This window comes from Arthrobacter globiformis (genome assembly GCF_030815865.1).
GTDB classification, from domain to species: Bacteria; Actinomycetota; Actinomycetes; order Actinomycetales; family Micrococcaceae; genus Arthrobacter; species Arthrobacter globiformis_B.
Genome location: NZ_JAUSXI010000001.1, coordinates 280,659 through 306,791, shown reverse-complemented (window position 1 = coordinate 306,791; position 26,133 = coordinate 280,659). Strand labels below are relative to the sequence as shown.

Sequence of the window (26,133 nt, the reverse complement as noted above, 5' to 3'; positions counted from 1 at the left end):
CACGGTGGGCCTGCCCGTCATCCGCACGTCCGTTGACCACGGCACGGCCTTCGACATTGCGGGCAAGGACATCGTGGACGTGCGCAGCATGATCGAGGCGCTGCGCCAGGCGGCGGGAGATGTCGCCCAGCCCAGCAGCCGCCTGAGCATTAGGAAATCTGCAGGCCGCCGTTGATGTCGTAGGTCGCGGCGGTGATGTAGCCGGCGTCCTCCCCCATCAGGAACGCCATGAGGGCGGCGATGTCGCGGACCGTGCCCACCCTGCCCACAAGGATGTCCCTGGACATGTCCGCCTTGCGTTCGTCGGTCAGGGTGCCGCCCATGATGTCAGTGTCCACGGGGCCGGGAGCGATGCAGTTGACGGTGATGTTGTGCTGGCCCATCTCCCGTGCGAGCGCCCGGGTGAACCCGATGATGGCTGCCTTCGACGAGCTGTACGCCACCTTGGAATAGGTGCCGCCACCGCGCTGGGCGGAGATGGAGGACACGCTGACAACGCGGCCAAGCCTGCGTTCGATCATGCCGCGGAGCACGCGCTGCGTGACCAGGAATGTGCCGGTCATGTTGATCCGGAACACCCGCTCCCAGGTCTCGAGCGTCTCGTCCATAAACTCCGTGGGCGAGCTGATGCCGGCGAGGTTCGCGAGCGCCACGATGTGCGGCATGTTGGCCTCCACCTCGTCGATGGCGGCGTTCACGGTGGCCTGGTCGGAGACGTCGGCGCCAACGCCCCTGGCCGCCACGCCGTACACCGAGGAGATGTCCTCCGCCGCGCGCCGTGCAGCGTCACCGTCGATATCGAGGATGGCCACGGACCAGCCCTGGCTGGCGAGCATTTCCGCCGTTGCCCGCCCAATGCCCCGTGCGGAAGCGGCCCCGGTCAGCACCGCGGTGCGTTCGGCCGGGAACGTGTCGTGGTGCGTCATGTCTGTGATCCCCTCGTCGTTGCTGCGGTGTCAGTACTTGGTGTCGTCGAACTCGTCGGCGGCCACCGCCTCTTCACCGACAGCAGCGTGCGTGCCCGGCTTCACGTGCCCTTCGGGACGTTTGCGGGCGTACAGGAAGGTGGCGACGGCGGTAACAGCGAGGCAGGCGGCCAGGAACATCAGGCCGGAACGGTTGTTCCCGGTGGCATCATTGAGCAAGCCCACGATGTACGGAGCCACGAAGCCACCCAGGTTGCCGAGCGAGTTGACCATGGCGAGGCCGGCGGCGGCCGCCGCTCCCACCAGCGCGGTCGACGGCATCGCCAGGAACGGGGCGATGGCGGAGTAGATGCCCATGGCCGCGAGGGTCAGGGCGATCAGGGCCAGGATGGCGTTGACCTGGACCAGGCTGCCAGCAGCCACCAGGCCGACGGCGGCCATCACCATGCTGATGCTGGCGTGCAGCACGCGGTTGCCGGTGCGGTCGGACCGCCTGCCCCAGTAGTAAACGAACACCGCGGCGATCGTGTACGGGATGGCGACGATGAAGCCCACCTCCGTGGTGTTGAACTTGCCGAGCGCGGCGACGATCGTGGGCATCCACAGGCCCAGGCCGTAGATGCCGCAGACCAGGCCGAAGTACAGAGCGGAGTAGGCGATGGTCCGGGAATCCTTCAGGCCGGCGAGGAAATGGTGCGGCTGGCCTTTTTGCTTGTGAGCGAGCTCCTCGTCCATAGTCCGGGTGAGCCATTCCCGTTCGTCCGCGGCGAGCCAGTGGGCGTGGCTTGGCTTGTCCGTCATGAGGAGCGGAGTGAGCAGGCCGAGGAGGATGGCCGGGATGCCTTCGATGATGTACAGCCACTGCCACCCGTGCAGGCCGGCGACGCCTTCCATCTGGAGCAGAAGGCCGGACACCGGGGCACCGAGCGCGTTGGAGACGGGCTGGGCGAGGATGAAGATGCCCAGCACGAGCACGCGCTGCGCGGCGGGGAACCACAGCGTCAGGTAGAAGAGGATGGCCGGGAAGAAGCCGGCCTCGGCCGCGCCGAGCAGGAAGCGGATGACGTAGAAGGTGGTCTCCCCGTTCACCAGCGCCATGGCCGTGGCGAAGATGCCCCACGAGATCAGGATGCGGGCGATCCACTTCCGGGCGCCGAACCGGTACATGCCGGCGTTGCTGGGGATTTCCAGCAGTGCGTAGCCGATGAAGAACATGCCCGCACCGAGGCCGTAGGCTGCAGCACTGAGGCCAATGTCCTCGCTCATGGTCAGCTTGGCAAAACCCACGTTGTTCCGGTCCAGGTACGCCACGAAGTAAAGCAGCACGATGAGCGGCATGAGGCGGCCGCGCACCTTTCTAAGGGTTCGGTGGCCCAGTTCGCCCAGATGGTTCGCCGGATTCATAGCGGTCATGGTGCACCTCGCAGGAAGAGACGGGTCCGCCGGTTCCTCGACGGAACAATTAAGGTGTACCACTCCGTCCACGGATAGTCATTATGCTTACTAAATTCTTGAGCGAGCGCACCCCCTCTAATGACCGCCGCTAATTCCTGCTGCTCAGCCACTCCAGCAGCCGGTCCAGCGGCCACGTGGTGATGATGCGTTCAGCCGGAACCTTGTTGCGTTCGGCCCGCTCGGCGCCGTACTGCAGGAAGTCGAGCTGCCCCGGCGCGTGGGCGTCGCTGTCGATGCTGAACAGGCAGCCGGCCTCGAGTGCCAGCTGCATCAGGTTGTCCGGCGGGTCCTGCCGTTCCGGCCGGGAGTTGATTTCGACGGCGACATTGGCTTCCGCGCAGGCCGCAAAGACCCGCTCGGCATCGAATTCGGACTCGGGACGGGTCCCGCGGGACCCCTGCAGCAGGCGGCCGGTGCAGTGGCCCAGTACGTTGGTGTGCGGATCGCCGATGCCACCGAGCATTCGCTCCGTCATGGTGCGCCGGTCCGAGCGGAGCTTGGAGTGCACGCTGGCCACCACCACGTCCAGCCGGTCCAGCATCTCCGGCGTCTGGTCCAGCTCGCCGTTTTCCAGGATGTCCACCTCGATGCCGGACAGCAGCCGGAAGCCGCCGTCGGCCTCGCCGTTCAGCCCGGCCACCACGTCCAGCTGCTCGCTGAGCCGCTCGGCACTCAGCCCGTTCGCAATCTTGAGGTTCGGCGAGTGGTCCGTCAGGGCAAGGTATTCCCGGCCCAAATGCCGGGCGGCGTCGGCCATCAGCTCCGGCGGGGAACCGCCGTCGGACCAGTCACTGTGGCTGTGCAGGTCGCCGCGGAGCAGCGGGCGCAGCCCGTCTCCCCCGGCCGCGAGAGGCTTGGCGCCGCCCTGCCGCAGCTTGTCCAGATAGTCGGGCACATCGCCGTCCACCGCCTGCCGGATGACGTTGAAGGTGGTGTCCCCGATCCCCTTCGTCCGCTTGAGCCTGCCGTCACGGGCGCGCTCCGCCACCTCGTCCGGAGTCAGGGCGCTGATGACTCCGGCCGCCTTCCGGAAGGCCTGGACCTTGAACGTCGGCGCGGCGGAGCGCTCGAGCCAGAAGGCGATCTCGTTGAGGGCGTCAGCGGCGTCCATTCAGTACTAGTCCTGGTGCAGCTGGATGTAGTTGCCGCAGCCGTCGTCGAACACTGCGGAGATTCCGGAGGGGTCCTCGGCAGGCTCGCCCCGGAACTGGACGCCGGCGGCGGACAGCCGCTCGTACTCGGCCTGGACGTCCGGTGAGCCAAAGACGATGGCGGGGATCCCGGCGTCGTACAGTCCATTGCGGTAGGCCGAGGCGATGGGGTTGTCGCTGGGCTCCAGCAGCAGGCCAGCACCGGAGGCCGCTCCGGGGTCCTTGACGATGAAGAGGTTGTGCTCGGGCATGGCCATGAGCGTCTCGAAGCCGAGGGTCTCCGTGTAGAAGGAGTGCGCCGCGGCAGGGTCCTGGACGTGGATGCTGCACATTTTGAGTCGCATGGCGCCTACGCTACGCCGCAGGGCCGTCGCTGCAAACCAGCCGTTGACCAGCGCCGCGATAGGGGCTGCAATTTAAGTGCGGCCCGAATCGCCGGGCAGCGCCCGTCCTTGGGAGGTGCAGTGGTGCCCGCAGTTTCCGAAGCCGCCCCGTTGGGGCTGCTGCAACTGGTCCTCTGGAGCGCAGTGCTCGCGGCCGCCGTCGCCTGCACGGTTATCGTCGTGCGCCACCACTTAAAGACGTCCAACGGCGACAGTGCAGACCTGCTGTTCTGGGACCTTTTCGGCGGAGCGGTGGTGATCACACCGGCCCTGCTCATTCCCGCGGTGGCCTCACCGCTGGCTGGCCTGGCGCTGGCCGCCGTGGCGGGGGTGAGCGGCATGGCCGCCTACCGCAGCAGCCCTGCGCTGCTCACCTGGTACGAAACCCGACGGCGCCGGCGGGTGGACGGTCCGCTGTGCCGGGCGGCCGCCGTCGTGCATGAAGAGATCCTGGGACGCTGGGCGCGCTACGAACTCGACCCCGGGCTCGCCGTCAGCTATCCGGACCTTGCGGACGTCGGTCGGCCTGAGACCGCTGCTTTTGTGAAGGCCTTGAGGGAGGCGGAGACGCTGAAAACTGGCTGGGATTCCGGGTATCCGCATGCCGTGGATCGCCTCGGCCAGGCGCTGGACCGCGCGGAAACCGCAGCGGGAGTCCCGGCCAGCCTGCGGCCGGCACCTTTCACAGGCACAATGCGGCGGCGGTGAAGCCGCATCACACACCCGAATCGGACTATTTTCCCGGCCAAAGGCCCGCTGCATCCCTCGGGTTGCAGCGGGCCGGTTGGAGGAGCCGGCCGTAGGATGGGGCCATGTCAACGTACTCAGTCACGCGCAGCACTGTCATCCCCGCCTCGGCCAAGGACGTGTTTCCGCTGGTCAACAGCTTTCGCGAGTGGCCCAAGTGGTCGCCTTGGGAGTCCGTGGACCCGGACATGAAGAGGACCTACTCCGGCGCGGAATCCGGCGTCGGCGCCAAGTATGCCTGGAGCGGCAACCGCAAGGCAGGTGCCGGCACCATGGAGATCGTCGAATCGAAGGATGCTGACGTCGTTCGGATCCGGCTTGAGTTCACTAAGCCTTTCCGCGCGGTCAACCCCACTGCCTTTACTTTCGTTCCGGAGGGTGGAGGCACCCGCGTCACCTGGACCATGGTCGGTGAGCACAAGGGCATCGGCAAACTTTTTGCGCTGTTCATGAACATGGACAAGATGGTGGGAGGCGACTTCGAGAAGGGCCTGGCGTCGCTGGCTTCCGTCGTCGGGAGCCGGCAGGCTTAGTCTGCGGTTCCTCGGCCACGGGTTCTTGCCCGGCACTTGTTCGAAGGGCCTTTTTCCGGAAAGGTAGTAAGCACCCTTAGCAGTTCCGGAAATCGCAAAGGAGACACCATGCAGATCGACAAGTCCCAGATCCTCGAATTCCTGAGGTCCCGAGGCGACAACGACAAGGCCGCACAGGCCGAAAATGAGCTGCCGGACCAGGTAGACACCGACCAGCACGCCGGGCTGCTCTCCCAGTTCGGCATCAATCCTGCAGACCTGCTGGGTAAGCTTCCCGGCGGGTTGGGCGACAAGCTTGGGGGCCTCGGGCTGTAGCTGGACGGCATCTGTCCTGACCGCAAAAAAGAGAAGAGGGGTTCCCGCTTAGGCGAGGCCCGTCTTCTCTGTCAGGCCCGATAACGCACGCTTGTCCGGCGATCTGCCGCAAGAAATATAGTCTTAGACAGCGTGCCGAACAGTCGGTTTCCGCCTGGCGTCGTGATGGCGAAAACAGATTGAGGACAGCGGCTTGGACGGAGTTTTAAAGGGATTCTTTGTGGTGGGCATGGTCCTGCTCGTCGGCTACATTTTGGCCAGGACAAACGCCCTTGGACCGCACGGGACGAAGGTGCTGTCCACCCTGACCTTCATGGTCGGGCTGCCAAGCCTGATGTTCTCCACGATCGCTTCGCGGCATATCTCCGAAGTCCTCAGCCAGACAGGCCTCATCTCCGTCGTCACGGCACTTTGCTGCATGGCGCTGTTCGCGCTCAGCGGGGCGATCGGCCGGTGGGGTGTCCGGCGCACCACAGTCGGCGCGCTGGCCACCGGAATCGTCAATTCCACAAACCTCGGCGTTCCGCTATCCCTGTACATTCTCGGCAGTGCCACGTTCGTCACTCCGATCATGCTGTTTCAATTGGCACTCGTGACCCCGGTAGCACTGACCATCCTGGACCTGACCGATCCTGAGGGGAAAAGGACATCCGTTTGGAGCATCCTGTCCACTCCCCTGCGCAACCCCGTCACGGTGGCAGCCATCCTCGGCGTCATCGTCAGCGCTGCCGGAATTGAACTTCCTGCCCTGGTGCTGGATCCTCTGAAGCTAGTGGCCCAGCTGACGGTTCCCCTAATGCTGATCATCTTCGGCATGTCGCTCCACGGCCTCTCACCGCGCCAAGGCACAGTTGACCGCGTCCCCACGCTGTTCGCCGTCATTCTCAAGTCGGCCGTCCAGCCGGCCCTCGCCTGGCTGCTGGCCGTGTTTGTGTTCCACCTCGATACCTTCAGCACCTTCGTTGTCACGGCCTGCGCGATCCTTCCCACCGGCCAGAACGTGGTCCTCTACGCAGTCCGGTACGGCGTGGGCCGGAACCTTGCGCAATCCACCGCGGTGATTACATCGGCCTTGGCAGTCCCACTGCTGCTGGGGGCTGCCTGGCTGTTTGGTTGAGCCCTGCCACACTACTGACGGCGGATGCCTTCCCGGAATAAACTCTGCCATGGACTTCGTGAACAGTGATGGGCCTCCGCTGGATCCCTTCCCGCAGTACGAACGGATGCGGGAATCCGCTCCCGTCTTCCACGACGAGCAGTCCGGGAGCTGGCATGTCTTCCGGTACGACGACGTCCAGCGGGTTCTGTCTGAACACGGGACCTTTTCCTCAAGGATGGGAGGCGATGATCCATCAGAGACGGGCCAGCTGTTCGCGGCGAGCTTGATCACCGCAGATCCTCCCCGGCACCGTCAATTGCGCTCCCTGGTGACCCAGGCGTTTACCCCGAAGGCTGTGGACGGGCTTGCACCGCGCATCTCGGCACTGACGGAGGAACTGCTGGACGGGATTGCTCCAAAGGGTTCGGCCGACCTCATCAACGAGCTGGCCTACCCGCTGCCGGTGATCGTGATCGCGGAGCTCATGGGCATCCCCGCCGAGGACCGCGACCGCTTCAAGCACTGGTCCGATGTGATCGTCAGCCAGACGCAGACCGGAGCGCAGACTGCCGACCACAGCTCCACCAACCGGGAAATGACAGAGTACTTCCTGGCCCTCATCGAACGCCGCAGACGCGAGCCCGGAAGTGATCTGATCAGCAACCTGCTCGTGGCCGAGATCGAAGGACAGAAGCTGAGCGTGCCCGAGCTGCTTGGCTTCTGCAGTCTGCTGCTCGTGGCCGGAAATGAGACAACCACCAACCTCATTGGCAACGCGGTCCTTTGTTTCACCGAAGCGCCGGGAACGACGGAACGGCTCCGCGCCGAGCTGTCCCTGCTCCCCCAGGCAATAGAAGAAGTGCTGCGCTACCGCTCTCCCGTCCAGTCGATGTACCGGGTGACAGCCGGTGGCACCAGGTTGGGCGACGTCCAGGTCCCGGCCGCCGCCCCGCTGGTGGCGTGGATCGGTTCGGCCAACCGCGACGAGCGGCAGTTCCGTGATCCCGAACAGTTCGACATTGACCGCGGACCGAACCGGCATCTCGCCTTCGGCCACGGCATTCACTTCTGCCTCGGTGCCCGGCTAGCCAGACTTGAGGCCAGGATTGCGCTGCGGGCCGTTCTGGACCGGCTTCCCGGACTTGCCCTCACGCCGGGAACCCACCTCGAACGGATGGACAGCACGATCGTTTACGGAGTCAAGGAGCTGCCCGTCAGCTGGACAACCCCTTGACCCGTCCGGCTACATCTGGACCCCGGCCACCCGCAACTGCTCCAGTGCCCGCCGACCGAGCAGCCCGGAAACAGCGGGAACTACAGCTCCACCGTCATCTACAGTTCCACGGTTCCGCTCTCGCCCACGCTCATGCGGCTGTGGGTGACCCTCGACTTGACCCACTGCAGGACCGTCGCCGCGGTGCCGCCGGGGCTGGTCCAGTACTCAGCGGAGTCGGAGTCCACGCGCAGCAGGACCACCTCAGGGGTGTCCGGCCCGTCCGGGAACCAGGCCTCAACGGACTGGTTCCACAGCTCGCGGATCTTGGCCCGATCGCGCACCACTTCAGCGGTGCCCGCCACCGACACCCACTCGGTCCGCTTGCCGAAGGACACGTTGACCCTGGCATCGGCAGTCACGTGGGCCACCTGGGAGGTTCCCTCCCCGGTGAAGAACCACATGTCGCCGTCGTCCTTCACATCCTGGACGGCCAGCGGCCGGCTGACCAGGGCGCCTTCTTCATTGATGGTGGTGAACATTCCGATGTGGGAATCGTTGATGATGTCCGTGACCTTGCTGATGCTTTCCGTGCCCGTCATGCTGTCACCTCGTTCTGCTCGAGTACGTTCTCTTAGACCGGGTCCATGCCCTAACAGCCACCCTATTGGTAAGCGTACTTAGTTTCCAGTCAGAGCCCCCTGCGCCAGCACCTTGCCCTTGAAGAACTCCGGCCGGATGCGGGCCATCACCAGCATCGTGACCACGCCGAGCAGGATGACGCCCATGCCCAGGATGAACACCATGCCCACGCCGCCCACCGACGAACCGGAACCGTACTCCGGGTCCATGGAGTCGTACGCCGTCTTGACGAACATCACCAGCAGGATCACCCCGCCCAGCAGGGGAGCCAGGAACTTGAAGAGGAATGCCCGGGCGCTGCTGAACGCCACGGCCCGGAAAAAACCAGACACACGCGAGCGCCGTGATCCCGTAGTAGAAGCAGATCATCATGCCCAGCGCCGTGATGGTGTCCCACAGGGCATTCTCGGACGTGGTCCGGGTGATGACGTAGAACGCCGCCGCGGCAACAGCCGCCGCAATCGTGGCGTAGCTCGGTGACTTGAAGGTGGGGCTGACCTTGCCGAACTTCCCGGGCAGGGCTTTGTAGTGGCCCATGGCCAGCAGCGTCCGGGCCGGGGAGACGAACGTGGACTGCAGCGACGCCGCGGAACTGCTCAGGATGGCCAAAGACATCAGGATGGCGAACGGCCCCATGACCGGCCCGGACAGGACCGCAAAGATACTGGACTGGTTGTCCGGATTGCCGGTGCCCAGGCCCGTCTCCCCCACGCCCGCGAAGGACAGGGTGGCCAGCGCGGCCGTCATGTAGATGGCCATGATCACGACGACGGTCACGGTCGCCGCCCGCCCGGGGGTCTTCTCCGGGTTCCGCGTCTCCTCGTTCATGGTCAGGGTCACGTCCCAGCCCCAGTAGATGAAGATCGACAGTGACACCCCGGCCGCGAAGGCGGAGAAGGAGTCCACGGCAAAGGGGTTGAACCAGTCCGGCGAGATGGCCGTCGCGTCGAAGGCGGTTCCGTTGGCCACGTGCACGAACGCGGAGACGGCGAACCACCCCAGCACCAGCAGCTGGAACCCCACCAGGACGTACTGGACGCCCTTGGTGGCTTCCATGCCGCGGTAGGAGATCCAGCACGCCGCCGCGATGAACACCAGGGTGGTGGCGATGTTCAGCGGCAGGTCCGTGGTCAGCTCAGCGATCCCGGGATTGCCGAGCAGCTGGGCGAGCATCAGGTAGAAGAAGTCGACGGCGACCGCCGCCAGGTTGGACAGCACGATGATGGTGGCGGCGATCAGCCCCCACCCTCCCATCCAGCCGATCCACGGGCCAAAGGCGCGCGTTGCCCACGTGAAGGAGGTTCCGGCGTCGGGCATTGCGTTGTTCAGCTCCCGGTAGCCCAGCGCCACCAGCAGCATGGGAATGAATCCCACCAGGAAGACCGCCGGCAGGTGCACGCCCACCTCGGACACAGTGGGGCCGAGGGCCGCGGTGAGTGTGTACGCCGGCGCGATGCAGGACACTCCGATCACCACGGCCCCGATCAGCCCGACGGATCCGGCCTTCAGGCCCTTTTCACTCAGGCTTTTCTGCGTGCCCTGGCTAACGGCGGCTTCTGTACTCATGTAATTGCCTCTTGTCATTCATCGTCGAATGGGGATGGGAACCGCTGTGCCGGTCAGCCGACGGCGGCCGTTGCGTTCGCAAGTTCAGGTGCACCGGCCAGTTCAGGGTGGCTTTGTGCTTCGGCTGGGCGTGCAGCCTGTGCGATTCGGGCTGCGGTGGACTGGCCCATGCGGACCGCCCCGTCCACGTGCTGGTAGCCTTCGGCGGCGAGGTCAGAGGAGCACCAGTAGATGGGGCCAACGGCTGCGTGCTGGTCCTTGCCGTAGCGGTGCAGCCCGCCGAGGTCGTAGCTGGAGGCGTAGGCGCCGCGCGTCCACTCCTCCGAGCCCCAGTCGGATTCGTAGTACACCTCAGGCTCGAGGGCCTTGTCCCCCAGGAAGCCGGCGATCGACTCCAGGACGGCGCGGCGGCGCTCGTCGGCACTCAACTCGAAGACGGCGTCGGCCTTCTCGTCGGAGATGAAGCCTACGAGCGTTCCGCGGGTGTCGCCGTGGTTGGTGTTGTCGTAGACCTCCTGGACCAGCGAGCCTGCGCCGAACCCGGTGCCGGAGAGCCCGTCCTCGCGCCAGAAGGGCGTGCTGTAGACGGCGTGCACCTTGATGACCAGGCCCAGCGACTGGTGCTGGTGCATCTGGTGCTGGCGGCGGGGCAGCGGCGGGTTGAAGGAGACGCGGGAGTAGAGGTTGGGCGGCACGGCCATGATCACGAAGCGCGCGTTCACCGCGGCCCGGTCTGACACAACAGTGACGCTGTGGCCGCTGCCGCCGTCGGCCTCCCAACGGATGGCGCGCACCGGGCTGTTAAGGACGACGTCGGCCCCCAGTTCCGCTGCCTGCAGCAGGGAGACCTGCTGCATCCCGCCGATAACCCGCTTGTCCAGGATGAAGTCCTCATCCGTGAGGTGGGTGAAGGAGCCCGCAGAGGCGGCCATCAGTACGGCCTGCAGGGCGGAGAAGGAGTGGGCCGGCTTGGTGAGCATGCCGCCGGCGATGAAGAGCCCGATGTTGTTGCAGGCTTCCTCGTCCGGGGAGTTCAGGCGGAGCCAGTGGTGGAAGGAGATGGTGTCCAGCTCCCGCGCCTTGGGGTGCGCCCAGGGTTCGGTGGGGCCGATCTCGGCCGCCAGCTCGTCCAGCAGTGCGATGAGCTTGTCCATCTCGGCAGCCGTGGTGGCGCTGACCGGGAACATGTCGCCGGCGTACCGGACCGGCGTGCCGTCCGCCCCGATGTAGACGGACTCCCCTTCCCGGTAGCGGGAGTACGTTTTCAGGCCGAGTTCGTCCAGCAGGGCCAGCAGTGCGGTCTGGTCCGGCGATACCCACTGGCCGCCGATCTCAAGCATGGCTCCGTCCACGGTGTCGGTCCAGGTCCGGCCACCCACGCGGTCACGGGCTTCCAGCACGGCGACGGTCAGGCCCGCCTTTTTCAATTCGCGGGCGGCGGTGAGGCCGGAGGGGCCGGCGCCTACGATCACTACATCGCGGTCAAGATTCAGCATGATGTCCTTTCTCGGTGGCCGCGTAAGTGATGCGAACCACTAAATGAATCCCATTCATTTATAAGAACTATAGAGCCTTTGGCGAGGGAGCGGAAGAGGCTGATGGAATAATGCGAAGGACGTTCACCCGCAGAAAGGTCAGCCATGCCGGCATCACCAGCCGTAGCACCAGCCGGTTCAGCGGCAGCCGGGCAGGGCAGCCGGCGCCGCGCCGGACGCCCTGTGGGAGGCGTGCTGGACAAGGCGGGCATCACGGAAGCCGCGCTGCGGCTGATCGAGAAGAAGGGTTACGACGGCCTGACCATGGCCGCACTGGCCCGCTCGCTGAACGTCGCGCCGTCGGCCCTTTACAACCATGTGAAATCCAAGCGGGACGTGCTCCTGCTGCTGGAGGACCATCTCGCCTCCCTCGTGGACGTCTCGGCCTTCGGTGCCGGCCCATGGGAGGATGCCGTCCGGACGTGGGCCTGGAGCTACCGCGACGTGTTCTCCCAGCACACCCCGCTGATACCGGTCATTGCCGTACTGCCCGTGACCGACGCACCGCAGACCCTGGCCATGTATGAAACGGTCAGCGCCGGCTTCCGCGATGCAGGTTTTCCCGAGGAGCGGATCGTATCCTCCATCGTCGCGCTGGAATCCTTCATTTTCGGATCGGCCTACGACGTCACGGCGCCGGCGGACATCTTTGATCCCGGAACCATGGCGGAGGCGACACCCAGCTTCACGGGTGCCGTCCGGAGCCTGGCCGAGCAGGGGCATGAACGGACGGCCGACGTCGCCTTCAGCCTTGGCCTCGAGGCACTGATCGGCGGGCTGGGCGCCCTGCGGGGCTGATCCCATTTCTCACACCGTCCAAGGCGACTAAAATTCCTTAATACGCAACGTTGCGAGCTCAAGGACGGCGCCATGACCGTAATCGACCCGGAATCGCTGTTCTTTGAGTACAAGCTCCGGTACCGCGGCACGCCCGGGCTGGAGCATGAACCCTCGGACTATCCGCTGCGCTGGGAAGTCGCGGTGAGCTGCCCGCTGCCCACGCCCGCCGGTGACGAGAAGCGGCAGCTCGGGAGCGCCGTCGTCCAAGTTGTTCCCAAAGCCGGCATGATCAACCTCTTCCTCACCACCGGCAAAGCGGACCAGGAGATGGCCAAGGCCGCTGAAATGCTCACCACGGACCGTCCGGACCTGATCAGGGAGTACCTGCAGGACGGCGGGGACCTGATGATCGTCTCCTCGCTCGAGATCTTCCCGGAGTATCGCGGTGGGAGGACCGGCTACTCGGTGCTGAACGCCATCGTCGAAACCGTGGGCCGGTCCGTGAACCTGGTGGTGGTCCATGCCGCGCCGGCGCACGGCGAGGGGTCCCCGCCGGCGGACTCCCCGGAATACGAGGAGGCCAAAGCGGCGCTGCGGGCGTACTGGAAGGACTTCGGGTTCGAGGACGCCGCGGGCGACTACCTCGTGTTCTTCCATAAGAGAATCCTGGCCTGACAACACGTGCTGCGGCGCGCCCACCACCGCACCCGCCAACGGGCGGCTGAGCGCGTCACGCCGCGGGCAGCCCGCTGTTCAGCGCGGACACGGTGAACCAGTCGTCCAGCTCGGCGGCAGGTACCGGGCGAAGGATATGGAACCCCTGCGCCTGGTCGCAGCCGTAACTGCCCAGCTGGTCCAATGCACCTCCGTCCTCCACACCTTCGGCGACCACCGTCAGGCCAAGGCTGTGCGCGAGGTTGATGGTTGAGGCCACCAGGGCCGCAGCCCGCGGGTCCTCGGTCATCGAAACGATGAAGGAGCGGTCAAGCTTCAGCTCATTGATGGGCAGGTCCCGGAGGTAGGCCAGTGAGCTGTAGCCCGTGCCGAAGTCGTCAATGGCCACCCGTATGCCGCGGGACTGCAATCCGGACAGGATATCCCTGGCGCGGGCCCGGTCTGGCATCATGAAATCCTCGGTGATCTCGACCATCAGCGCCGACTCCGCGAGGCCCCGCTCCTTGATCATGGCGGCAATCCGGTTCGGCAGCTCTGCGTCGATGAGTGAGCTGGCCGAGAGGTTTGCAGCCACGGTCATTGGCCTGCCCTGCGAATGCCAGATGACTGCCTGGTCCAGGGCCAGGGTGAGCACGCGGTCATTCAGGGCGTTCATGAGTCCGCCCTCCTCCGCCAGCAGAAGAAACGAACCGGGGGCCAGCAGTCCGTGCCGGGGATGGTTCCAGCGGACCAGTGCCTCCACGCCCTTAGGTTCCCCGGTGAGCGCGTCCACCTTGGGCTGGTAATGCAGCACGAGCTGGTCCTCGATGAGAGCGGCGCGAAGCTCCTGGAGCATCCTCAGCCGCTCTTCCCCCGGACTGTGGTCCTCGCTGGCGTACACGTGCCTGCCGCTGCGCGAGGTTTTGGCCCGGTACATGGCCGTGTCCGCCTTGCGCAGCAGCGTCTTCAGGTCCTCCCCCTGTTCCGGGAACAGGGCGATGCCGACGCTGACACCGACCTGAAGGGCAATGCCCCTCAGCGTGAGGGGCTCACTCAGGGCAGCCCGTAGCCGGTCGGCGAGCTGCAGGGCCTCATGCTCGCCGGCATCAAGGAGGAGGATGGCGAATTCGTCCCCGCCCAGCCGGGCTATCAGGTCATCGGGGCCCAGGCACCGGCGGAGCCGTTCGCTGACCTGGACCAGCAGCCGGTCCCCGACGTCGTGGCCCAGGCTGTCGTTGATTTCCTTGAATCTGTCCGCGTCCAGCAAGAGGAAGGCGCACGGTGCACCCTGCCGCGCCTCGAGCACGGCAGGAGCGTCGGTGTACAGCGCCCGCCGGTTCGGCAGCCCCGTTAGTTCATCCGTCCTGGACTGCCGGCGCACCTCGGCGAGGGTAACCAGCTGGCGGAAGGCCAACTGGGTCCGGATGCCCGCTGACACCAAGGTGGCCGCAGCAAGCCCCACGGCGAGTTCCGGCACCGGGATCCCGGTGCCCACGATCAGGACGCCGATCCCGGCGGCGGTGGCAACCATCGGAACGGCCGGGGTCCATGAGCCTTCACTGGCACCCTGGGCTTTTTCCTCCTGCCGGCCGAACCCGTCCGCCCAGGCTGCAATTAGACACAAACCCGCTGTCCAGCCGGCATCCAGGGGCGTGCCGAGGACGTAGGTGTCGGTGGCCAGCCTGGAGGCGTAGACAACGTCAGCGGCGGCGAACACCATGAGCCCCAGCATCAGAGTTGCCCCGCTACGGCCCGTGGCAAGGCCCGGTACTGCCGCCATTCCGGCGGTCACGGCCAGAACGATGAGATCCAGGAGAGGGTAGGCCACCGCCACGGCCGTAGCCAGTGAGGAAAACCCGCCGGCGGCCGACAGCAGCGGGCTGAGCAGAACCACCAGGACGGAGGCGGCGCCGAGTGAGCCGACGACGGCGTCCAGCAGCACGGAGCGCGCCAGCCGCTGGCGCAGCGGGAGCAAATAGACGAACAATCCGCCAAGGGCGAGCGGGTAGAACAGCAGGTAGCCAGTATCCGCAGGCGACGGGAAGGGCAGCGATCTGGCCCCCGCGAGCGCGGCCACGTAGTAGGTGCTCCCCGCCGCAAACGCAGACAACGCCATCGCTACCAGGGCGAGTGCCCAGTGGTCCTTGGCGCGGTAGGCCGCCAGCCAGGCCACAGCCGCGGGCGCCCACGCCGCTGGCACGCCGATCCAGACGTTCACAAGCGGGCTGAACCCGTCGCGGTCCAGCAGCAAGCCACCCAGATACAGGCCCAGCAACACCCACATGAGCCACAACAGGGTGCGCCGCGTACCCTTCCCGTGGCCCAGTGGATGGCCGTTTGGAATCACGCCTGTTTTCATCCGCCCCCCAGCGTGTACAAAGCAACCGCATGTGACTCGTATCGTACGGCACGGGCAGGGTTCATCCGGTAGCCGTCTCGTGATTGTGACCGCCTCTTGACTTCTGGTTACCGGCCGGTAGCTTTAGGGAAGCACCCCGGGACCCCAGATACCCGGGGGATTCGCCAAAGAAGCCCCGCACCGCCCTTTCACGGACGGTGCGGGGCTTCCGCTTCCCCATTTCAGGGAAACAGGCCTGTCAGGAAAACCGGGCCGGACGGAACGTGGACAACATGGGGTGCCTGCCGCCGCTCAGGATTTCGCCGGCAAGGAGTTCGCCCACAACGAGCCCCAAGGTGGCTCCGGAGTGGGTGAACGCCACGAAGCAGCCGGGCACCTGGCCAAGTTCGCCCAGCACCGGCTCGCCGTCGCCCGGAATGGGCTTGTAGCCGATCTTCCAGCTCGCGGGCTTCAGCTCAGGGTTGCCGGCAATGAGCCTGGAGGCCTCGTCGGCGAGTTCCTGGACCACGTCGTCCGGGATGCTGAACGAACCGTCCCCGTGCTCCGTGATGTGTTCCTCGTACCAGTCGTGGTCCAAGGCAAAGGTGCCGCCCGGGTTGGGGCGCACGGCCGCCCGCAGCGTGTTCATCACGGCCCGCACGTCGTGCTCCACCGGCTTGGTCAGCACCAGCATGGACACCGGGGAACCATTGGGGATGTCAACGCCGAGGGGCGCGACGACGGCGGGTGTCGCCGCACCGCACGCCACCAGTACCGCGTCGGCGTCGTACGTCTCGCCAGGCGCTGTTTCAACGCCCACGGCCCGGCCGCCGTCGACCACCACGGAGGACCTGCCGGCGTTCAACACCAGCCGGCCGCCGCGCTCGTGGAACTCCTCCATCAGGAAGTCCACCAGGTCCGGCAGGCTGACCCAGCCCTCACCCGGGTTGAAGATGGCGTTTTCAGGAACAGCACCCGCATCGATGCCGGGCGTGAACGCCGCAATGCCTTCCGGCGCCAGCAGCTTCGAGTCGTAGCCGATGGATTTCTCGTAGGCGTGCCGGGCCTCGGTGATCTCCCGCTGCCCGGCGGCGTTCCACATCAGCCCGCCGCCGAACTGCAGCCACTCCCGGCTGGGATCGGAAGCGAAGAGCGTGCGGTACCGGTCCACGCCGGCGAGGCGGAGCTGGTGGTAGGGCGTGGACCGTTCACCGGCGGAGTTGAGCCAGGAGAGCGAACGGCCGGTGGCTTCGCTGGCCAGGCCGCGCTCGGTCAGCAGCGTCACGGATGCGCCTTCCCGGAGCAGGTGGACAGCCGTGGAGACGCCCAGGATGCCGCCGCCGATGATGGCGACGTGCTTGGTGGCGGTGGAGGACATGAGTTCTCCCTTTCTATGCATTTTGGACACGGTTGATAGGGACGCGAAGCCGCGTCCGGAAAGGATGGGGCGGCGAGTCACGGCAGGAGTGATGGCTGGCGCTAAGGCTCAGGCCAGCGCGTGGATGCCCTCGATAACTTTGAGGACTTCGAGCGGCTCTGACGGATTGACGGGCACCGGCCCCTCCCCTTGGAGGGCGGCGGCGAGCTGAACGTAGAACTCGGGGTACGCGCCCCGCTCTGAGGGAACGGGATCGGCGGCACCATCCACGCCCAAAAGTCCCCAAGACTCCTGGGGATCGATGCCGTAGGCGGGATCCGACGGCGTCACGCCGGCCGCGAGCGCTGGCTCCTGGCCGTCCAGGCCCCACTTCGTGTAGCCGGCTTCGGAGCCGAGGACGTGGAAGCGCGGGCCCACCTGTGCTGCCATCCCGTTCATCCACAGCCTGGTGCGGACGCCGGATCCGTGAAGCAGGGAGACAAACGCTTCCGTGTCGGCGGCTCCTGGATCGGATCCGCGGCTGGCAGTCTCGCCGTAGCTCTTTTCAACCGGCCCGAACAGCTGGATGGCCTGGTCGATCAGGTGCGCGCCGAGGTCGTGGAGGATTCCGCCGCCCTGGGCAAGCGAGACGCTGTCGCGCCAGTTTCCAAAGCCCTCCGGCCGCCACCATTCGAACCGTGATTCGAAGGTGCGCACCTCGCCCACAGCCCCCGATCGAAGCAGCTTCTGCAGGGTCAGGAAGTCGGCGTCCCACCGTCGGTTCTGGAACACCGTGAGCTGCACCCCGCCGTCGGACGCCAAGGCGATCAGTTCCACCCCCTGAGCGGAGGTGGGCACGAAGGGCTTGTCCACCACCACGTGGAGGCCGTGGGCAATGGCTGTGGCCGCCAGGTCGAAATGGGTGTGCGGTGGAGTGCCCAGGACCACCAGATCCAGGTCGCCGGCCTGGGCGAACATCGCCTCCGGCGTCGGAACGATCCGCGCCTGCGGGTAAAGCCGGGCCGCCTCGGCGGCACGCGCCGGATCCGCCGTCACGATCACGTCCAGCGAGTAATGCGGATCCGCCGCGAGCAGCGGGGCGTGGAAAACCTTGCCGGAGATTCCAAAACCGACGACGGCGGTCCGGACGGGTGCCGCTGTACCGTTCCCCATCACAGCACCTCCGAGAGGAAACGCTGCAGGCGTTCGCTGCGCGGGTTGTCGAACAGTTCGGCCGGGGTTCCGGCTTCCACGACTTCGCCTTCGTCCATGAAGACCACCTGGTCAGCGACCTTGCGGGCGAAGCCCATCTCGTGGGTGACTACCAGCATGGTCATGCCGCGCCGGCCGAGCCCGGCCATCAGGTTCAGGACGCCTTTGACCAGTTCCGGGTCCAGGGCGCTGGTGGCTTCGTCGAACAGCATTACCTCGGGTTCCATGGCCAGCGCACGGGCGATGGCCACGCGCTGCTGCTGGCCGCCGGACAGGTCGCGGGGCCGGTGGTCGGCCCGCTCGGCCAGGCCCACCTCAGCCAGCCGGCGGCGTGCGCGCTCCATGGCGTCGGCCTTGGGCATGCCCTTGACGCTCCAGAGGGCCAGCGCCACATTTTCCAGTGCGGTGTGGTCCGGAAAGAGGTTGAAGTGCTGGAACACCATGCCGATCCGGCGGCGGAGGGTGTCCGGCTTGACCTGCAGGGCGCTTTCACCGGCCAGCAGCACGTCGCCGCTCTTGGGTTCGTGCAGCCGGTTGACGCCGCGCAGCAGCGTGGACTTGCCCGAGCCCGAGGGCCCGATGATGCAGGTGGTGGTGCCTGGTGCGACACTGAGGCTGACGTTGCGGAGCACCTCGATGTCGCCGTAGGCCATGGTCAGGTTTCGCAGCTCCAGGCTGGAGCCGTGGAACGTCTCGATGTCCGGGGCGGCCTTGCCGGCGCTGGTGCTGGTGTTGGCGCTTGTGAGGTTCATGTGTTGCTCCCGGTGGTGAGCGGCGAGGCCGCGTCGAGTTCGGTGACTTCCTTCAGGCCGGACGTGGGCGGGGCGGGCCGGCGGCGGCCGGTGCGGAACCTGTTGTCGAAGTAGTTGACCAGGTGGGTCAGGGGCACGGTAATCACCAGGTAGAAGATGCCGGCCATGACCAGGGGTGAGAGGTTACCGGAGAGCACGGCGGCGTCCTGGCCCACGCGGAACAGTTCGCGTTCGCTGACCAGCAGGCCAAGGAAGTAGACCAGGGAGGAATCCTTGACGATGGCGATGAACTGGTTCACCAGGGCCGGCAGAACGCGGCGGACGCCCTGCGGGACCACCACCAGGGCCATCGACTTGGCGTAGCTCATGCCCAGCGCGCGGCACGCCTCGCCCTGGCCCTTGTCCACGCTGAGGATGCCGGCGCGGAAGATTTCGCCGATGTAGGCGCTGGCGATGAGGCTCAGCGCGATGATTCCCAGCGGGTACGGCGAGGGGCCGAAGATCGACTGGCTGAACCGGGCGAAGCCCTGGCCGATCAGCAGGATAGTGAGGATGGCCGGCAGGCCGCGGAAGAGGTCGGTGTAGATCCGGGCAGGAATGCGCAGCCAGCGGGACCGCGAGATGCCCATGACCGCCACCACCATGCCCAGCACCACGCCGAGGATGGTCGCGGCGACAGAGATGATCAGCGTGTTCAGAAGGCCAACCCCGAGGAGTTGGGGCAGCACCTCGAGCATTGCTTCAAAGTCGAAGAAGGTACGGCCGATGATGTTGAGCCAGTCCATTGATTGCTCTCAGACGTTAGTTGTTTGATTCGGGTGCCGGGCGGGCTGCGGGAGCAGCCCGCCCGGCGGGAACGGCGCTGTGCCGGTCCGGCTGCCGCTTACTTGCTTGCGGTCGGCGCCGGGGTGGCGGCCTGCTCGGCCTTGGGCAGGTACTGCTCCGGCATCGGGGAGCCCGGGAACCACTTCTGGTACAGCTTCTTCCAGGTGCCGTCTTCCATCGCTGCGGCGAGGCCCTTGTCCAACGCTTCCTTGAAGGCCGGCTTGTCCTTGGCGATGGCGAAGCCTGCGGGGGCGTCGAAGGACGGGATGTCAGCCGCGCTGATCAGGCCGTACTGCTCCTGGTAGGCCTTGGCAGCCTCGTAGTCGAGGAAGTGGGCGTCCACGGAACCGCTGTTGACGGCAGCGATGGCGGTGTTGTTGTCCGGGAAGCGCACCAGGTTGGCCGAGGTGAAGTTCTTGACGGCGTACGCTTCCTGCAGCGTTCCCTGGACCACGCCCAGGCGCTTTCCGTTGAGGCCGTCGACGTCCTTGATGCCCGAGTTCTTGGTGGTGATAACGGTCAGGTAGCCCGCGAGGTAGCCGCTGGAGAAGTCCACGGTTTCCTTGCGCTTGTCCGTGATGCCGATCGCGGCGACGCCGACGTCGAACTGGCCGTTGGCCACGGCGGAGAGCAGACCGGAGAAGTCCTGACCGGTGAAGACCACTTTGTCTACGCCGGCGCGGTGTGCCACGTCCTTGAACAGTTCGACGTCGAAGCCGGTGAAGTTACCCTGCGCGTCGGTGAAGGTGTACGGCTTTGAGTCACCCAGGCTTGCCACCCGGATGGTGCCCGGTTCAATCAGTCCGTACGGATTCTCGGCCGGGCTGGAGGTTGCGGAGGATGACCCGCCGCAGCCCGAAAGGGCAAGGAGGGCCGCCAGGGTTGCCGCAGCCACCGCTGCCGGGCGGAAGTTCAGTTTGATCACAGCGTTGTCCAATCGTGGGAGGGAAAGCGGTGCTGTCAGGGGCCGCCAAAGGATTTGGTCGATGAAGCTCTTGCTGAGTCCGGTCTCAGTCCCTACGATTGAGACCGGACTCACATCGATTGCTAGAAATGTAGCGGAACTCACAGGCCGCGTCAACAGCCCCTCTGAAAGGTGAACATGAGCAGTGACGGAGCAAGACGGCGGGACGTAACAGTTGCCGACGTCGCAAAAGCTGCCCAAGTGTCCAAGGCCCAGGCCGCCCGTGCCTTGGGCAACTATGGGGCCGTCAGCGACGACGTCCGTGAGCGGGTTCTCGCCGCGGCGGAAGAGCTGGAGTACCGGCCCAACGAGCTGGCCCGCAGCATGAACACGGGGAAATCCCACACCATCGGCGTGGTGGTGGGCGACATCGAGAACCCGCATTTCGGCCTGGCCACCAGGGGCATCACGGACACCGCCAAGAAGTGCGGGTTCAACGTCATCCTGGTCAATACGGACGAGAACACCGCGGCCGAAGTGGATGCTGTAGGCGTGCTGCTCGACAAGCGGGTTGACGGCCTGATCGTCGCGCCGGCGTCGTCGGTGGAAACGCAGCACCTGCGGCGCGTACAGGAATCAGGCCGCCCGCTGGTGCTGCTGGACCGCTCGGCTGACGGCCTGGCGGTGGAGACGGTCGCGGTCGACATGGCTGCCATCTCGTACGAATCCACCCGCTATCTTCTCGATGCCGGGCACCGGAGGGTCGCCTTCATCTCGACGCTGCGCACCGGCGCCGGGTATTCGCCGGAAATGCGGCTGGATTCATCGCAGATCTCGGACCGCCTGGAAGGGATGCGGCGGGCCTTTGCTGACGCGGGGTCCAAGTTCCCGGAGGACCTCGTGCGGCTCAACGCCGGCGATGCCGGCTCCGTCCGTAACCTCACTCGCGAGGTGCTGCTGGGTGCTGACCCGGCCACCGCCGTCGTGGCTTCCGACGGCCTGATTGCCCTCAGCGTGGTGGAAGCCATCCAGGAGTTGGGACTACGAATCCCGGACGACGTGTCGTTCCTGATGTACGACGACTTCGCCTGGACCCGCCTGACCACACCACCCCTGACGGTGGTGGCGCAACCCGTCTACGACATGGGGGCCGCGGCGGCGAGCGCCCTGATCAGGCAGATCGAGGGACGCCCGCCTCTGGTCCCGGCGCCGGAGTTCAGTGCGACCCTGGTCCGCCGGGGCTCGGTGGGTCCGCTTCCGGGCTCAGAGCCGGCTCACTCGGCGTCGTCGTCCTTCTCGCCTTCCTTCAGGACCAGTGCGGTGCCCTGATAAGCAGGCAATTCCAGGAAAAAGCTATGCAGGTCATCGACCTGCCCCACGGCCTCGCCGCTGAAGAGGTCGTGGACGCTGCTGCCGGGGACAAGGTGGGTGGACTGGATGCTGCCCGCGATGTCCTGGCCGGAGAAGTTGAGCACGGTGGCCTGCAGGTCCCCGCCCCCCAGCCGGTTGACCAGAACAAGCAGCCCGCGGTGGGAAACTTCCGGCACATCCAGCAGGGTGCTGGTGGAAATTCCGGCCTGTTCCCGCACGGCGAGGATCTTCTGCAGGCGCCGGGCGAAGGAAGCCGGATCCTTGAGCTGTTCGGGCACCGGGCCGTAGAGGCTGCGGGCACGCGGCATCCCGGCGGAGGAGGCCTCCGCCTCGGGGCTGGTGCCCATGATGTCGTGTGCGCCCCGGTTAATCCAGCGGGTGTCTCCCTGCGCGGTAAGCTCCCGCACTTTCTGACGGTCAAGGGTGACTATGCCGGTGAGGTCCCAGCCGGACAGGGCAAAGACGCCAGGCTGCAGCGCGTTGTACATGGACAGCAGGATGTGGACGTCAAGGATCTGGGCCCGTTGTTCGTCGGTGAGGTTTTCCGGGTCCTGGATGCCCAGGGCGGCCATGATGACGCTTGCCGTCGTGCAGGCGATGCCGTTGGTGGTGAACAACGCATTATACGGAGCGTTCGGGCCAGTCAGCCGTTCCCGGAGGGTTTGCTGGACGTGCTCTGCCAGTTCGGCGCCGGTGAGCTCCTGGCCGTTAAGTTCGAAGACGTCATCCCTGTGGCCGGCGGCAAAATGGACCAGTTCGTAGGTCAGTTCGTCGTGGTTCTGCAGGGCATGGACCAGTGATGCCTGGTCCACGCCGATTTCCATGGCGAGCCGCAGGGTCAGGCGCAGGAATTCCGTATCGGCAGTCACCAGCGCGTAGTGGTAGGCCGGCCTGGTGACGAAGTCGTAGGAAAGGTCGGGGCCCGCCTCCGAGGTGGCTTTGATGTCGTCGATGGTCAGGTTGAGTTCCTGGAAGGAGAACCCGCCCACCTTGCGGATCATGGACCCGATCAGCTGGTTTGCCGCCTCGGACAGCGGGTGCCCCTCGGACCAGCCCGGCTGCTCCTCTGCGCTCTTCTCCACGCCCAGGAACCCGTTCGCGTCCAGCCGCAGCGCACCCGTGCCCAGATCGAGCAGCGAGTGCAGCGCGTCACCGACCACGAGGCGCATGCCTGCGAAGGTCGGGTCCAGCCAGTTGATGGACGGCTGGCCGGCCTTGAAGTAGTGGAGGTAGACCCAGCGCCTGGTTTTCCCTGCCGTGTCCACGATCGGGCGGGTGGCGCTCCAGTTGGTCTCCTTGACCCCGGGCTCATAGAAGATCACGCGCTGCAGCCGGCCGATGATGTACCCGGCCTTCTGCAGTGCCTGCTCCGCATCGGGGCTGATGTTGACCGAGTCTTCGCCTTCGGGAACGTCCGGCAGCAGGTGCCAGTCCTCTTCCGGAATGTCGATCATGTGGTAAATGCCGGGGTAGTCCCGGAAGTTCATCTCGGCCAGGCGGAAGTCGGCCCCCTTGCCCGTGTGGCCGGGAACGATGTCATCGATCACCGTGCCGTCATGGTCGGCCGCGACCTCGCACATCTTGCGGAATTCGTCCTCGGTGCCGAATACCGGGTCGATCGCCATGCTGATGCGGTCGAAGTGCCCGTCTACGCTCGGCGTCTGGGACCAGCCGCTGATGCCGCCGGCGAGCTTGACCGGACCGGTGTGCAGGCCCCTGATCCCGATCTCGCGGAAAGCATCCCACAACTCAGGATCTCCCAAAGCCGAGAGGAAGGACTGGCCCGGACGGGTGATGAAGGACAGGGGGTAGGCGGTAAACCAGACGGGGGCGCGTTCCACGGCCGCCCGCGGGTTGGGATGGGCATACGAGTTCTGCCACATGCTGGCCTGCCCTGAGAGCTGCCGCGCCATGACGTTCGCGTCGCCCAGCATCGCCTGGTTGCGCAGCCACTCAACATAGGCCGCGTTGCGCCCATCGAATTCCAGCGAGGGGCGGTCGGCGAAGAACTGCCGGCGGCGGGCAATCGGCCTCAGCGCCTTGGGACGGGCGGGATAGAACTGCTCGTCATAGGTGATGTCGGCCGCCTCGGTGACCTCCAGCGCTTCGGCCGCCTCGGCCAATTCCGGCGCTTCGGCCGCCTCGGCTGCTGAGTCAGCCGGAGCCGCTTCGTCGGCTGGGACCGCTCCTGCCTCGGGTCCGAATCCGATGCTCTCGCCGTCAAACTCGTCGGCTGCTGAAACGCTCTGGTTGAAGCTTGCTTCCCGCACAGACTGCTCCTTTATCGGTGGTTGCTGCGTGGCACCCCCGGGGTGTTCTCAAGTATTTCCGTACCCCGGCATTTCGAGAGTATTCACGCTTGTCCGCTTCGCCCACCCTATGCCGACGGCCGCAGGAATATCGACTATTGCCGTCAGCGGTTCTTTGAGCAGGGCCAGTCGGGCCTAGGTGCTGAGGTCCCAGTGGGCTCGGATTGCCTCTGCAATCGGACTAACGGTGACGTCCACCCGGAAAGCAACGGGCGCGGTCCCTGTCTCTTCGATTGTCGTGTCACGGTACACGCGGCCGCATGAGGGACAGAGCGTGTAAAGATCCTCATCAACGGGCCATTGCGCCAATCCCACGGGTATGGAGGTGTTTCCTCCGACGTAAACGGGAACGCCTTGTGAGTTGGCCTGTATCAGTCCGTCCTTGCTGACGGTGTTGCCGCACACGCAGGTGATGGTGGTGACGTCATGACCGATCACGTCGGCGGTTTCAGTGTCCACGATGAGCTCCCCGGTGCTGGAAGCGACCTTCTGGTATTAGCTTATGCCTGCCGGAACGTTCGTGTCGCTGCACAGAAAAGCCCCGGACCCAAAGGTCCGGGGCTGCGCGAAAGTCCCTTACCGCTGGATGCTCACCGTGAGGTCCAGGTGGATGTCCGTGTCGGCGGCAAGCCGGGTCTGGAGGTAGTGGGCAAGACTCGCGTCGGTGGCAGTATGAGCGCTCTGCGGGATCGCACCGCGGAGGAGAGCCTTGGAATTGGTCGACTTGACCATGTCCAACGGCGCCCAGCCACGGTGAGTGGAAGTGAGGCGCTCCAAGTCGGTGCGGAAGGAGCGACTGTGGTCGTCGCGGACCGTGGCGCACATGGTGAACGGGATGAAGGCAGTAGGCAAAGATGTCCTTTCACGAGGCAGCCGATTGTCGGAGCCCGCTTAAAGGAAGGTCTTTTCGGTCGCGGCTATTCCTTGAGGTCGGTTAAAGAGTCCGACGTCACGCCCGGCGCCAGCCTGATCGGCAGGCCGGGGCCAGGTGGGACGTTTATATGGCGCCGCGATGCGCGTCCAAGATCCCTTTTGCATTGCATGATGCAGACCTGATATTGCCAATCGGAAGCTAGCCGCAGCGGTCTGCGGTGCTGTACTTCACGGACCGGTCTGCCGGCTAGCCGCTAGTCCGCCGCATCGCTGATAGCTTCCAGAACGCGGTGCAGAGCGGGATTGCGGGAGTTGCGCACCCAGATGGCGTGCAACTCCACCGGATCAACATCGAAGCCCCCCAGCTCGAGGTATTCAACGCCTTCAATGCCCAGGACCGTTGCCGATTGGGGTACCAGCGCCACCCCGCGACCGGCGGCGACGAGGAATATCATGGTCAGAATCTGACTGACAGTGTGAACGAACGTACGGTGCGAGGACACGACGCTGACCACGAGATCGTAGAAATACCGCGCTTGCGTGGGTGAGTGCATGATGAGGTCCTCACCATGCAGGTCTTCAGCAGTCAACTGCCTGTGAAGTTCCGTCAGGTGGTGACCTGCCGGAACTGCCACCATGATCGGTTCGCGAAACAGCAAGCGGGAATCGAACAGCTCGTCGTCAAACGGCGGACGTGCCAGCCCAAGGTCGATGTCACCGTTGATGAGCGCTGCCGTCTGGTCCTTGGTCACCATCTCCTTAAGATCAATCTCCACATCGGGCAGCGCCCCGGAAATTTCATTCAGGAGGGCTCCGAGCAGGCCGAAAGTGGAGGCGGCGGTGAATCCGATGCGAACGGCGCCTGCGGAGCCGGCGGATATCCGACGTGCCAGGCTGGGGGCGGCCTCCGCGAGCTCGAGCAACTTGAGCGCGTCCGCCAGGAAGGCCGTGCCGGCGGTGGTCAGCGCTACCCCGCGGTTGTCGCGGTCAAACAGCTGCACCCCGATGGCCTTTTCCAGTTTCTGGATCTGCCGGCTCAAGGGCGGCTGCGTCATGTTCAGGCGGGCCGCGGCGCGGCCGAAGTGCAATTCTTCCGCGACGGCCACGAAGCCCCGCAACTGGTCCAACGAATACATAATACCTGCAGGGTATCACGCAATGCAGAGATGCACTTGGACATGCATAACTCGACG

25 protein-coding genes and 1 pseudogene are annotated in these 26,133 nt (G+C 65.6%); 9 read left to right on the top strand and 17 right to left on the bottom strand.

Translation table 11 applies throughout. The annotated features are described in order from the left end of the window. Nucleotides 1–4 precede the first annotated feature (4 nt). Nucleotides 5–175 (top strand): 4-hydroxythreonine-4-phosphate dehydrogenase PdxA, encoded by a 171-nt coding sequence (locus tag QFZ33_RS01440; RefSeq protein ID WP_307024179.1) that lies wholly within the window; start codon nt 5–7, stop codon nt 173–175. Here the strand turns inward: QFZ33_RS01440 and QFZ33_RS01435 are convergent. The 4 genes from QFZ33_RS01435 to QFZ33_RS01420 all read right to left on the bottom strand — a co-directional run bounded on the left by QFZ33_RS01435 (nt 150) and on the right by QFZ33_RS01420 (nt 3,876). After that, on the bottom strand, nt 150–926 hold the full coding sequence (locus QFZ33_RS01435; protein ID WP_307024178.1) for an SDR family NAD(P)-dependent oxidoreductase: 777 nt from the start codon (nt 924–926) through the stop codon (nt 150–152). The two genes, QFZ33_RS01440 and QFZ33_RS01435, sit on opposite strands and share 26 nt — an antisense overlap. A gap of 30 nt (nt 927–956) precedes the next feature. After that, nucleotides 957–2,339 carry an MFS transporter gene (locus tag QFZ33_RS01430; RefSeq protein ID WP_307024177.1) on the bottom strand — a complete coding sequence of 461 codons (1,383 nt, stop codon included), beginning with the start codon at nt 2,337–2,339 and terminating at the stop codon, nt 957–959. A gap of 130 nt (nt 2,340–2,469) precedes the next feature. After that, nucleotides 2,470–3,492: a PHP domain-containing protein gene (locus tag QFZ33_RS01425; RefSeq protein WP_307024176.1), complete on the bottom strand. Its 1,023-nt coding sequence runs from the start codon at nt 3,490–3,492 to the stop codon at nt 2,470–2,472. A gap of 6 nt (nt 3,493–3,498) precedes the next feature. Next, complete coding sequence (locus QFZ33_RS01420) at nt 3,499–3,876, bottom strand: VOC family protein (RefSeq protein WP_307024175.1); 378 nt, start codon at nt 3,874–3,876, stop codon at nt 3,499–3,501. A gap of 123 nt (nt 3,877–3,999) precedes the next feature. On the opposite strand from QFZ33_RS01420, the gene QFZ33_RS01415 reads away from it, so the two are divergent. The 5 genes from QFZ33_RS01415 to QFZ33_RS01395 all read left to right on the top strand — a co-directional run bounded on the left by QFZ33_RS01415 (nt 4,000) and on the right by QFZ33_RS01395 (nt 7,843). After that, the gene (locus QFZ33_RS01415) at nt 4,000–4,623 is read left to right on the top strand and encodes a hypothetical protein (protein ID WP_307024174.1); all 624 of its coding nucleotides are present in this window, start codon (nt 4,000–4,002) and stop codon (nt 4,621–4,623) included. A 104-nt stretch (nt 4,624–4,727) separates the two neighbouring features. Beyond that, entirely contained in the window at nt 4,728–5,195 is a 468-nt protein-coding gene (locus tag QFZ33_RS01410; RefSeq protein WP_307024173.1) for an SRPBCC family protein, read from the top strand. A 108-nt stretch (nt 5,196–5,303) separates the two neighbouring features. Further along, on the top strand, nt 5,304–5,510 hold the full coding sequence (locus tag QFZ33_RS01405) for a hypothetical protein (RefSeq protein WP_307024172.1): 207 nt from the start codon (nt 5,304–5,306) through the stop codon (nt 5,508–5,510). A gap of 193 nt (nt 5,511–5,703) precedes the next feature. Further along, complete coding sequence (locus QFZ33_RS01400; RefSeq protein ID WP_307024171.1) at nt 5,704–6,627, top strand: AEC family transporter; 924 nt, start codon at nt 5,704–5,706, stop codon at nt 6,625–6,627. A gap of 49 nt (nt 6,628–6,676) precedes the next feature. Next, nucleotides 6,677–7,843, top strand: a complete 1,167-nt coding sequence (locus QFZ33_RS01395) for a cytochrome P450 (RefSeq protein ID WP_307024170.1) — start codon at nt 6,677–6,679, stop codon at nt 7,841–7,843. Between the two features lie 98 nt (nt 7,844–7,941). On the opposite strand, the gene QFZ33_RS01390 is transcribed toward QFZ33_RS01395, so the two are convergent. The 3 genes and pseudogenes from QFZ33_RS01390 to QFZ33_RS01380 form a co-directional block, all read right to left on the bottom strand. Continuing rightward, nucleotides 7,942–8,424 carry a pyridoxamine 5'-phosphate oxidase family protein gene (locus QFZ33_RS01390; RefSeq protein WP_307024169.1) on the bottom strand — a complete coding sequence of 161 codons (483 nt, stop codon included), beginning with the start codon at nt 8,422–8,424 and terminating at the stop codon, nt 7,942–7,944. Nucleotides 8,425–8,502: 78 nt separating this feature from the next. Then, nucleotides 8,503–10,030 (bottom strand): annotated as a pseudogene (locus tag QFZ33_RS01385) (APC family permease). A gap of 53 nt (nt 10,031–10,083) precedes the next feature. Then, nucleotides 10,084–11,526, bottom strand: coding sequence for a flavin monoamine oxidase family protein (locus tag QFZ33_RS01380; RefSeq protein ID WP_307024168.1), 1,443 nt, complete (start codon nt 11,524–11,526; stop codon nt 10,084–10,086). A gap of 144 nt (nt 11,527–11,670) precedes the next feature. Between QFZ33_RS01380 and QFZ33_RS01375 the strand changes: the two genes are divergently transcribed. After that, complete coding sequence (locus QFZ33_RS01375; protein ID WP_307024166.1) at nt 11,671–12,363, top strand: TetR/AcrR family transcriptional regulator; 693 nt, start codon at nt 11,671–11,673, stop codon at nt 12,361–12,363. A gap of 72 nt (nt 12,364–12,435) precedes the next feature. Beyond that, on the top strand, nt 12,436–13,020 hold the full coding sequence (locus QFZ33_RS01370; RefSeq protein ID WP_307024164.1) for a hypothetical protein: 585 nt from the start codon (nt 12,436–12,438) through the stop codon (nt 13,018–13,020). A 55-nt stretch (nt 13,021–13,075) separates the two neighbouring features. Here QFZ33_RS01370 and QFZ33_RS01365 read toward each other — a convergent pair whose 3' ends face one another. From QFZ33_RS01365 to QFZ33_RS01340, 6 genes are all read right to left on the bottom strand, one after another. After that, nucleotides 13,076–15,346, bottom strand: coding sequence for a putative bifunctional diguanylate cyclase/phosphodiesterase (locus tag QFZ33_RS01365; RefSeq protein WP_307024162.1), 2,271 nt, complete (start codon nt 15,344–15,346; stop codon nt 13,076–13,078). Nucleotides 15,347–15,596: 250 nt separating this feature from the next. Then, a complete protein-coding gene (locus QFZ33_RS01360; RefSeq protein WP_307024160.1) occupies nt 15,597–16,715 on the bottom strand; it encodes an NAD(P)/FAD-dependent oxidoreductase in 1,119 nt (372 codons plus the stop codon). Between the two features lie 108 nt (nt 16,716–16,823). Then, complete coding sequence (locus tag QFZ33_RS01355; protein ID WP_307024158.1) at nt 16,824–17,867, bottom strand: Gfo/Idh/MocA family protein; 1,044 nt, start codon at nt 17,865–17,867, stop codon at nt 16,824–16,826. Next, nucleotides 17,867–18,658 (bottom strand): amino acid ABC transporter ATP-binding protein, encoded by a 792-nt coding sequence (locus QFZ33_RS01350; RefSeq protein WP_307024156.1) that lies wholly within the window; start codon nt 18,656–18,658, stop codon nt 17,867–17,869. Before QFZ33_RS01350 ends, QFZ33_RS01355 begins: the two co-directional genes overlap by 1 nt. Further along, on the bottom strand, nt 18,655–19,443 hold the full coding sequence (locus tag QFZ33_RS01345) for an amino acid ABC transporter permease (RefSeq protein ID WP_307024154.1): 789 nt from the start codon (nt 19,441–19,443) through the stop codon (nt 18,655–18,657). The genes QFZ33_RS01350 and QFZ33_RS01345 overlap by 4 nt, the downstream gene beginning before the upstream one ends. 98 nt (nt 19,444–19,541) lie before the next feature. Further along, nucleotides 19,542–20,408, bottom strand: a complete 867-nt coding sequence (locus tag QFZ33_RS01340) for an ABC transporter substrate-binding protein (protein ID WP_307024152.1) — start codon at nt 20,406–20,408, stop codon at nt 19,542–19,544. Nucleotides 20,409–20,585: 177 nt separating this feature from the next. Between QFZ33_RS01340 and QFZ33_RS01335 the strand changes: the two genes are divergently transcribed. Further along, nucleotides 20,586–21,716 carry a LacI family DNA-binding transcriptional regulator gene (locus QFZ33_RS01335; protein WP_307024150.1) on the top strand — a complete coding sequence of 377 codons (1,131 nt, stop codon included), beginning with the start codon at nt 20,586–20,588 and terminating at the stop codon, nt 21,714–21,716. Here QFZ33_RS01335 and treS read toward each other — a convergent pair. From treS to QFZ33_RS01315, 4 genes are all read right to left on the bottom strand, one after another. Further along, the gene (treS, locus tag QFZ33_RS01330; protein ID WP_373427225.1) at nt 21,662–24,028 is read right to left on the bottom strand and encodes a maltose alpha-D-glucosyltransferase; all 2,367 of its coding nucleotides are present in this window, start codon (nt 24,026–24,028) and stop codon (nt 21,662–21,664) included. The genes QFZ33_RS01335 and treS overlap by 55 nt on opposite strands. 174 nt (nt 24,029–24,202) lie before the next feature. Next, entirely contained in the window at nt 24,203–24,526 is a 324-nt protein-coding gene (locus QFZ33_RS01325) for a hypothetical protein (RefSeq protein WP_307024147.1), read from the bottom strand. A gap of 117 nt (nt 24,527–24,643) precedes the next feature. Then, entirely contained in the window at nt 24,644–24,919 is a 276-nt protein-coding gene (locus QFZ33_RS01320) for a hypothetical protein (RefSeq protein WP_307024145.1), read from the bottom strand. A 275-nt stretch (nt 24,920–25,194) separates the two neighbouring features. Continuing rightward, on the bottom strand, nt 25,195–26,076 hold the full coding sequence (locus QFZ33_RS01315) for a LysR family transcriptional regulator (RefSeq protein ID WP_307024144.1): 882 nt from the start codon (nt 26,074–26,076) through the stop codon (nt 25,195–25,197). Between the last annotated feature and the right edge of the window lie 57 nt (nt 26,077–26,133).

Bases quoted from the DNA above. Each gene is read 5' to 3' on its own strand.
- QFZ33_RS01435 (WP_307024178.1), bottom strand. From the start codon at position 926: ATGACGCACCACGACACGTTCCCGGCCGAACGCACCGCGGTGCTGACC.
- QFZ33_RS01430 (WP_307024177.1), bottom strand. From the start codon at position 2,339: ATGACCGCTATGAATCCGGCGAACCATCTGGGCGAACTGGGCCACCGA.
- QFZ33_RS01425 (WP_307024176.1), bottom strand. From the start codon at position 3,492: ATGGACGCCGCTGACGCCCTCAACGAGATCGCCTTCTGGCTCGAGCGC.
- QFZ33_RS01420 (WP_307024175.1), bottom strand. From the start codon at position 3,876: ATGCGACTCAAAATGTGCAGCATCCACGTCCAGGACCCTGCCGCGGCG.
- QFZ33_RS01410 (WP_307024173.1), top strand. From the start codon at position 4,728: ATGTCAACGTACTCAGTCACGCGCAGCACTGTCATCCCCGCCTCGGCC.
- QFZ33_RS01405 (WP_307024172.1), top strand. From the start codon at position 5,304: ATGCAGATCGACAAGTCCCAGATCCTCGAATTCCTGAGGTCCCGAGGC.
- QFZ33_RS01395 (WP_307024170.1), top strand. From the start codon at position 6,677: ATGGACTTCGTGAACAGTGATGGGCCTCCGCTGGATCCCTTCCCGCAG.
- QFZ33_RS01390 (WP_307024169.1), bottom strand. From the start codon at position 8,424: ATGACGGGCACGGAAAGCATCAGCAAGGTCACGGACATCATCAACGAT.
- QFZ33_RS01380 (WP_307024168.1), bottom strand. From the start codon at position 11,526: ATGCTGAATCTTGACCGCGATGTAGTGATCGTAGGCGCCGGCCCCTCC.
- QFZ33_RS01375 (WP_307024166.1), top strand. From the start codon at position 11,671: ATGCCGGCATCACCAGCCGTAGCACCAGCCGGTTCAGCGGCAGCCGGG.
- QFZ33_RS01370 (WP_307024164.1), top strand. From the start codon at position 12,436: ATGACCGTAATCGACCCGGAATCGCTGTTCTTTGAGTACAAGCTCCGG.
- QFZ33_RS01360 (WP_307024160.1), bottom strand. From the start codon at position 16,715: ATGTCCTCCACCGCCACCAAGCACGTCGCCATCATCGGCGGCGGCATC.
- QFZ33_RS01355 (WP_307024158.1), bottom strand. From the start codon at position 17,867: ATGGGGAACGGTACAGCGGCACCCGTCCGGACCGCCGTCGTCGGTTTT.
- QFZ33_RS01350 (WP_307024156.1), bottom strand. From the start codon at position 18,658: ATGAACCTCACAAGCGCCAACACCAGCACCAGCGCCGGCAAGGCCGCC.
- QFZ33_RS01345 (WP_307024154.1), bottom strand. From the start codon at position 19,443: ATGGACTGGCTCAACATCATCGGCCGTACCTTCTTCGACTTTGAAGCA.
- QFZ33_RS01335 (WP_307024150.1), top strand. From the start codon at position 20,586: ATGAGCAGTGACGGAGCAAGACGGCGGGACGTAACAGTTGCCGACGTC.
- QFZ33_RS01315 (WP_307024144.1), bottom strand. From the start codon at position 26,076: ATGTATTCGTTGGACCAGTTGCGGGGCTTCGTGGCCGTCGCGGAAGAA.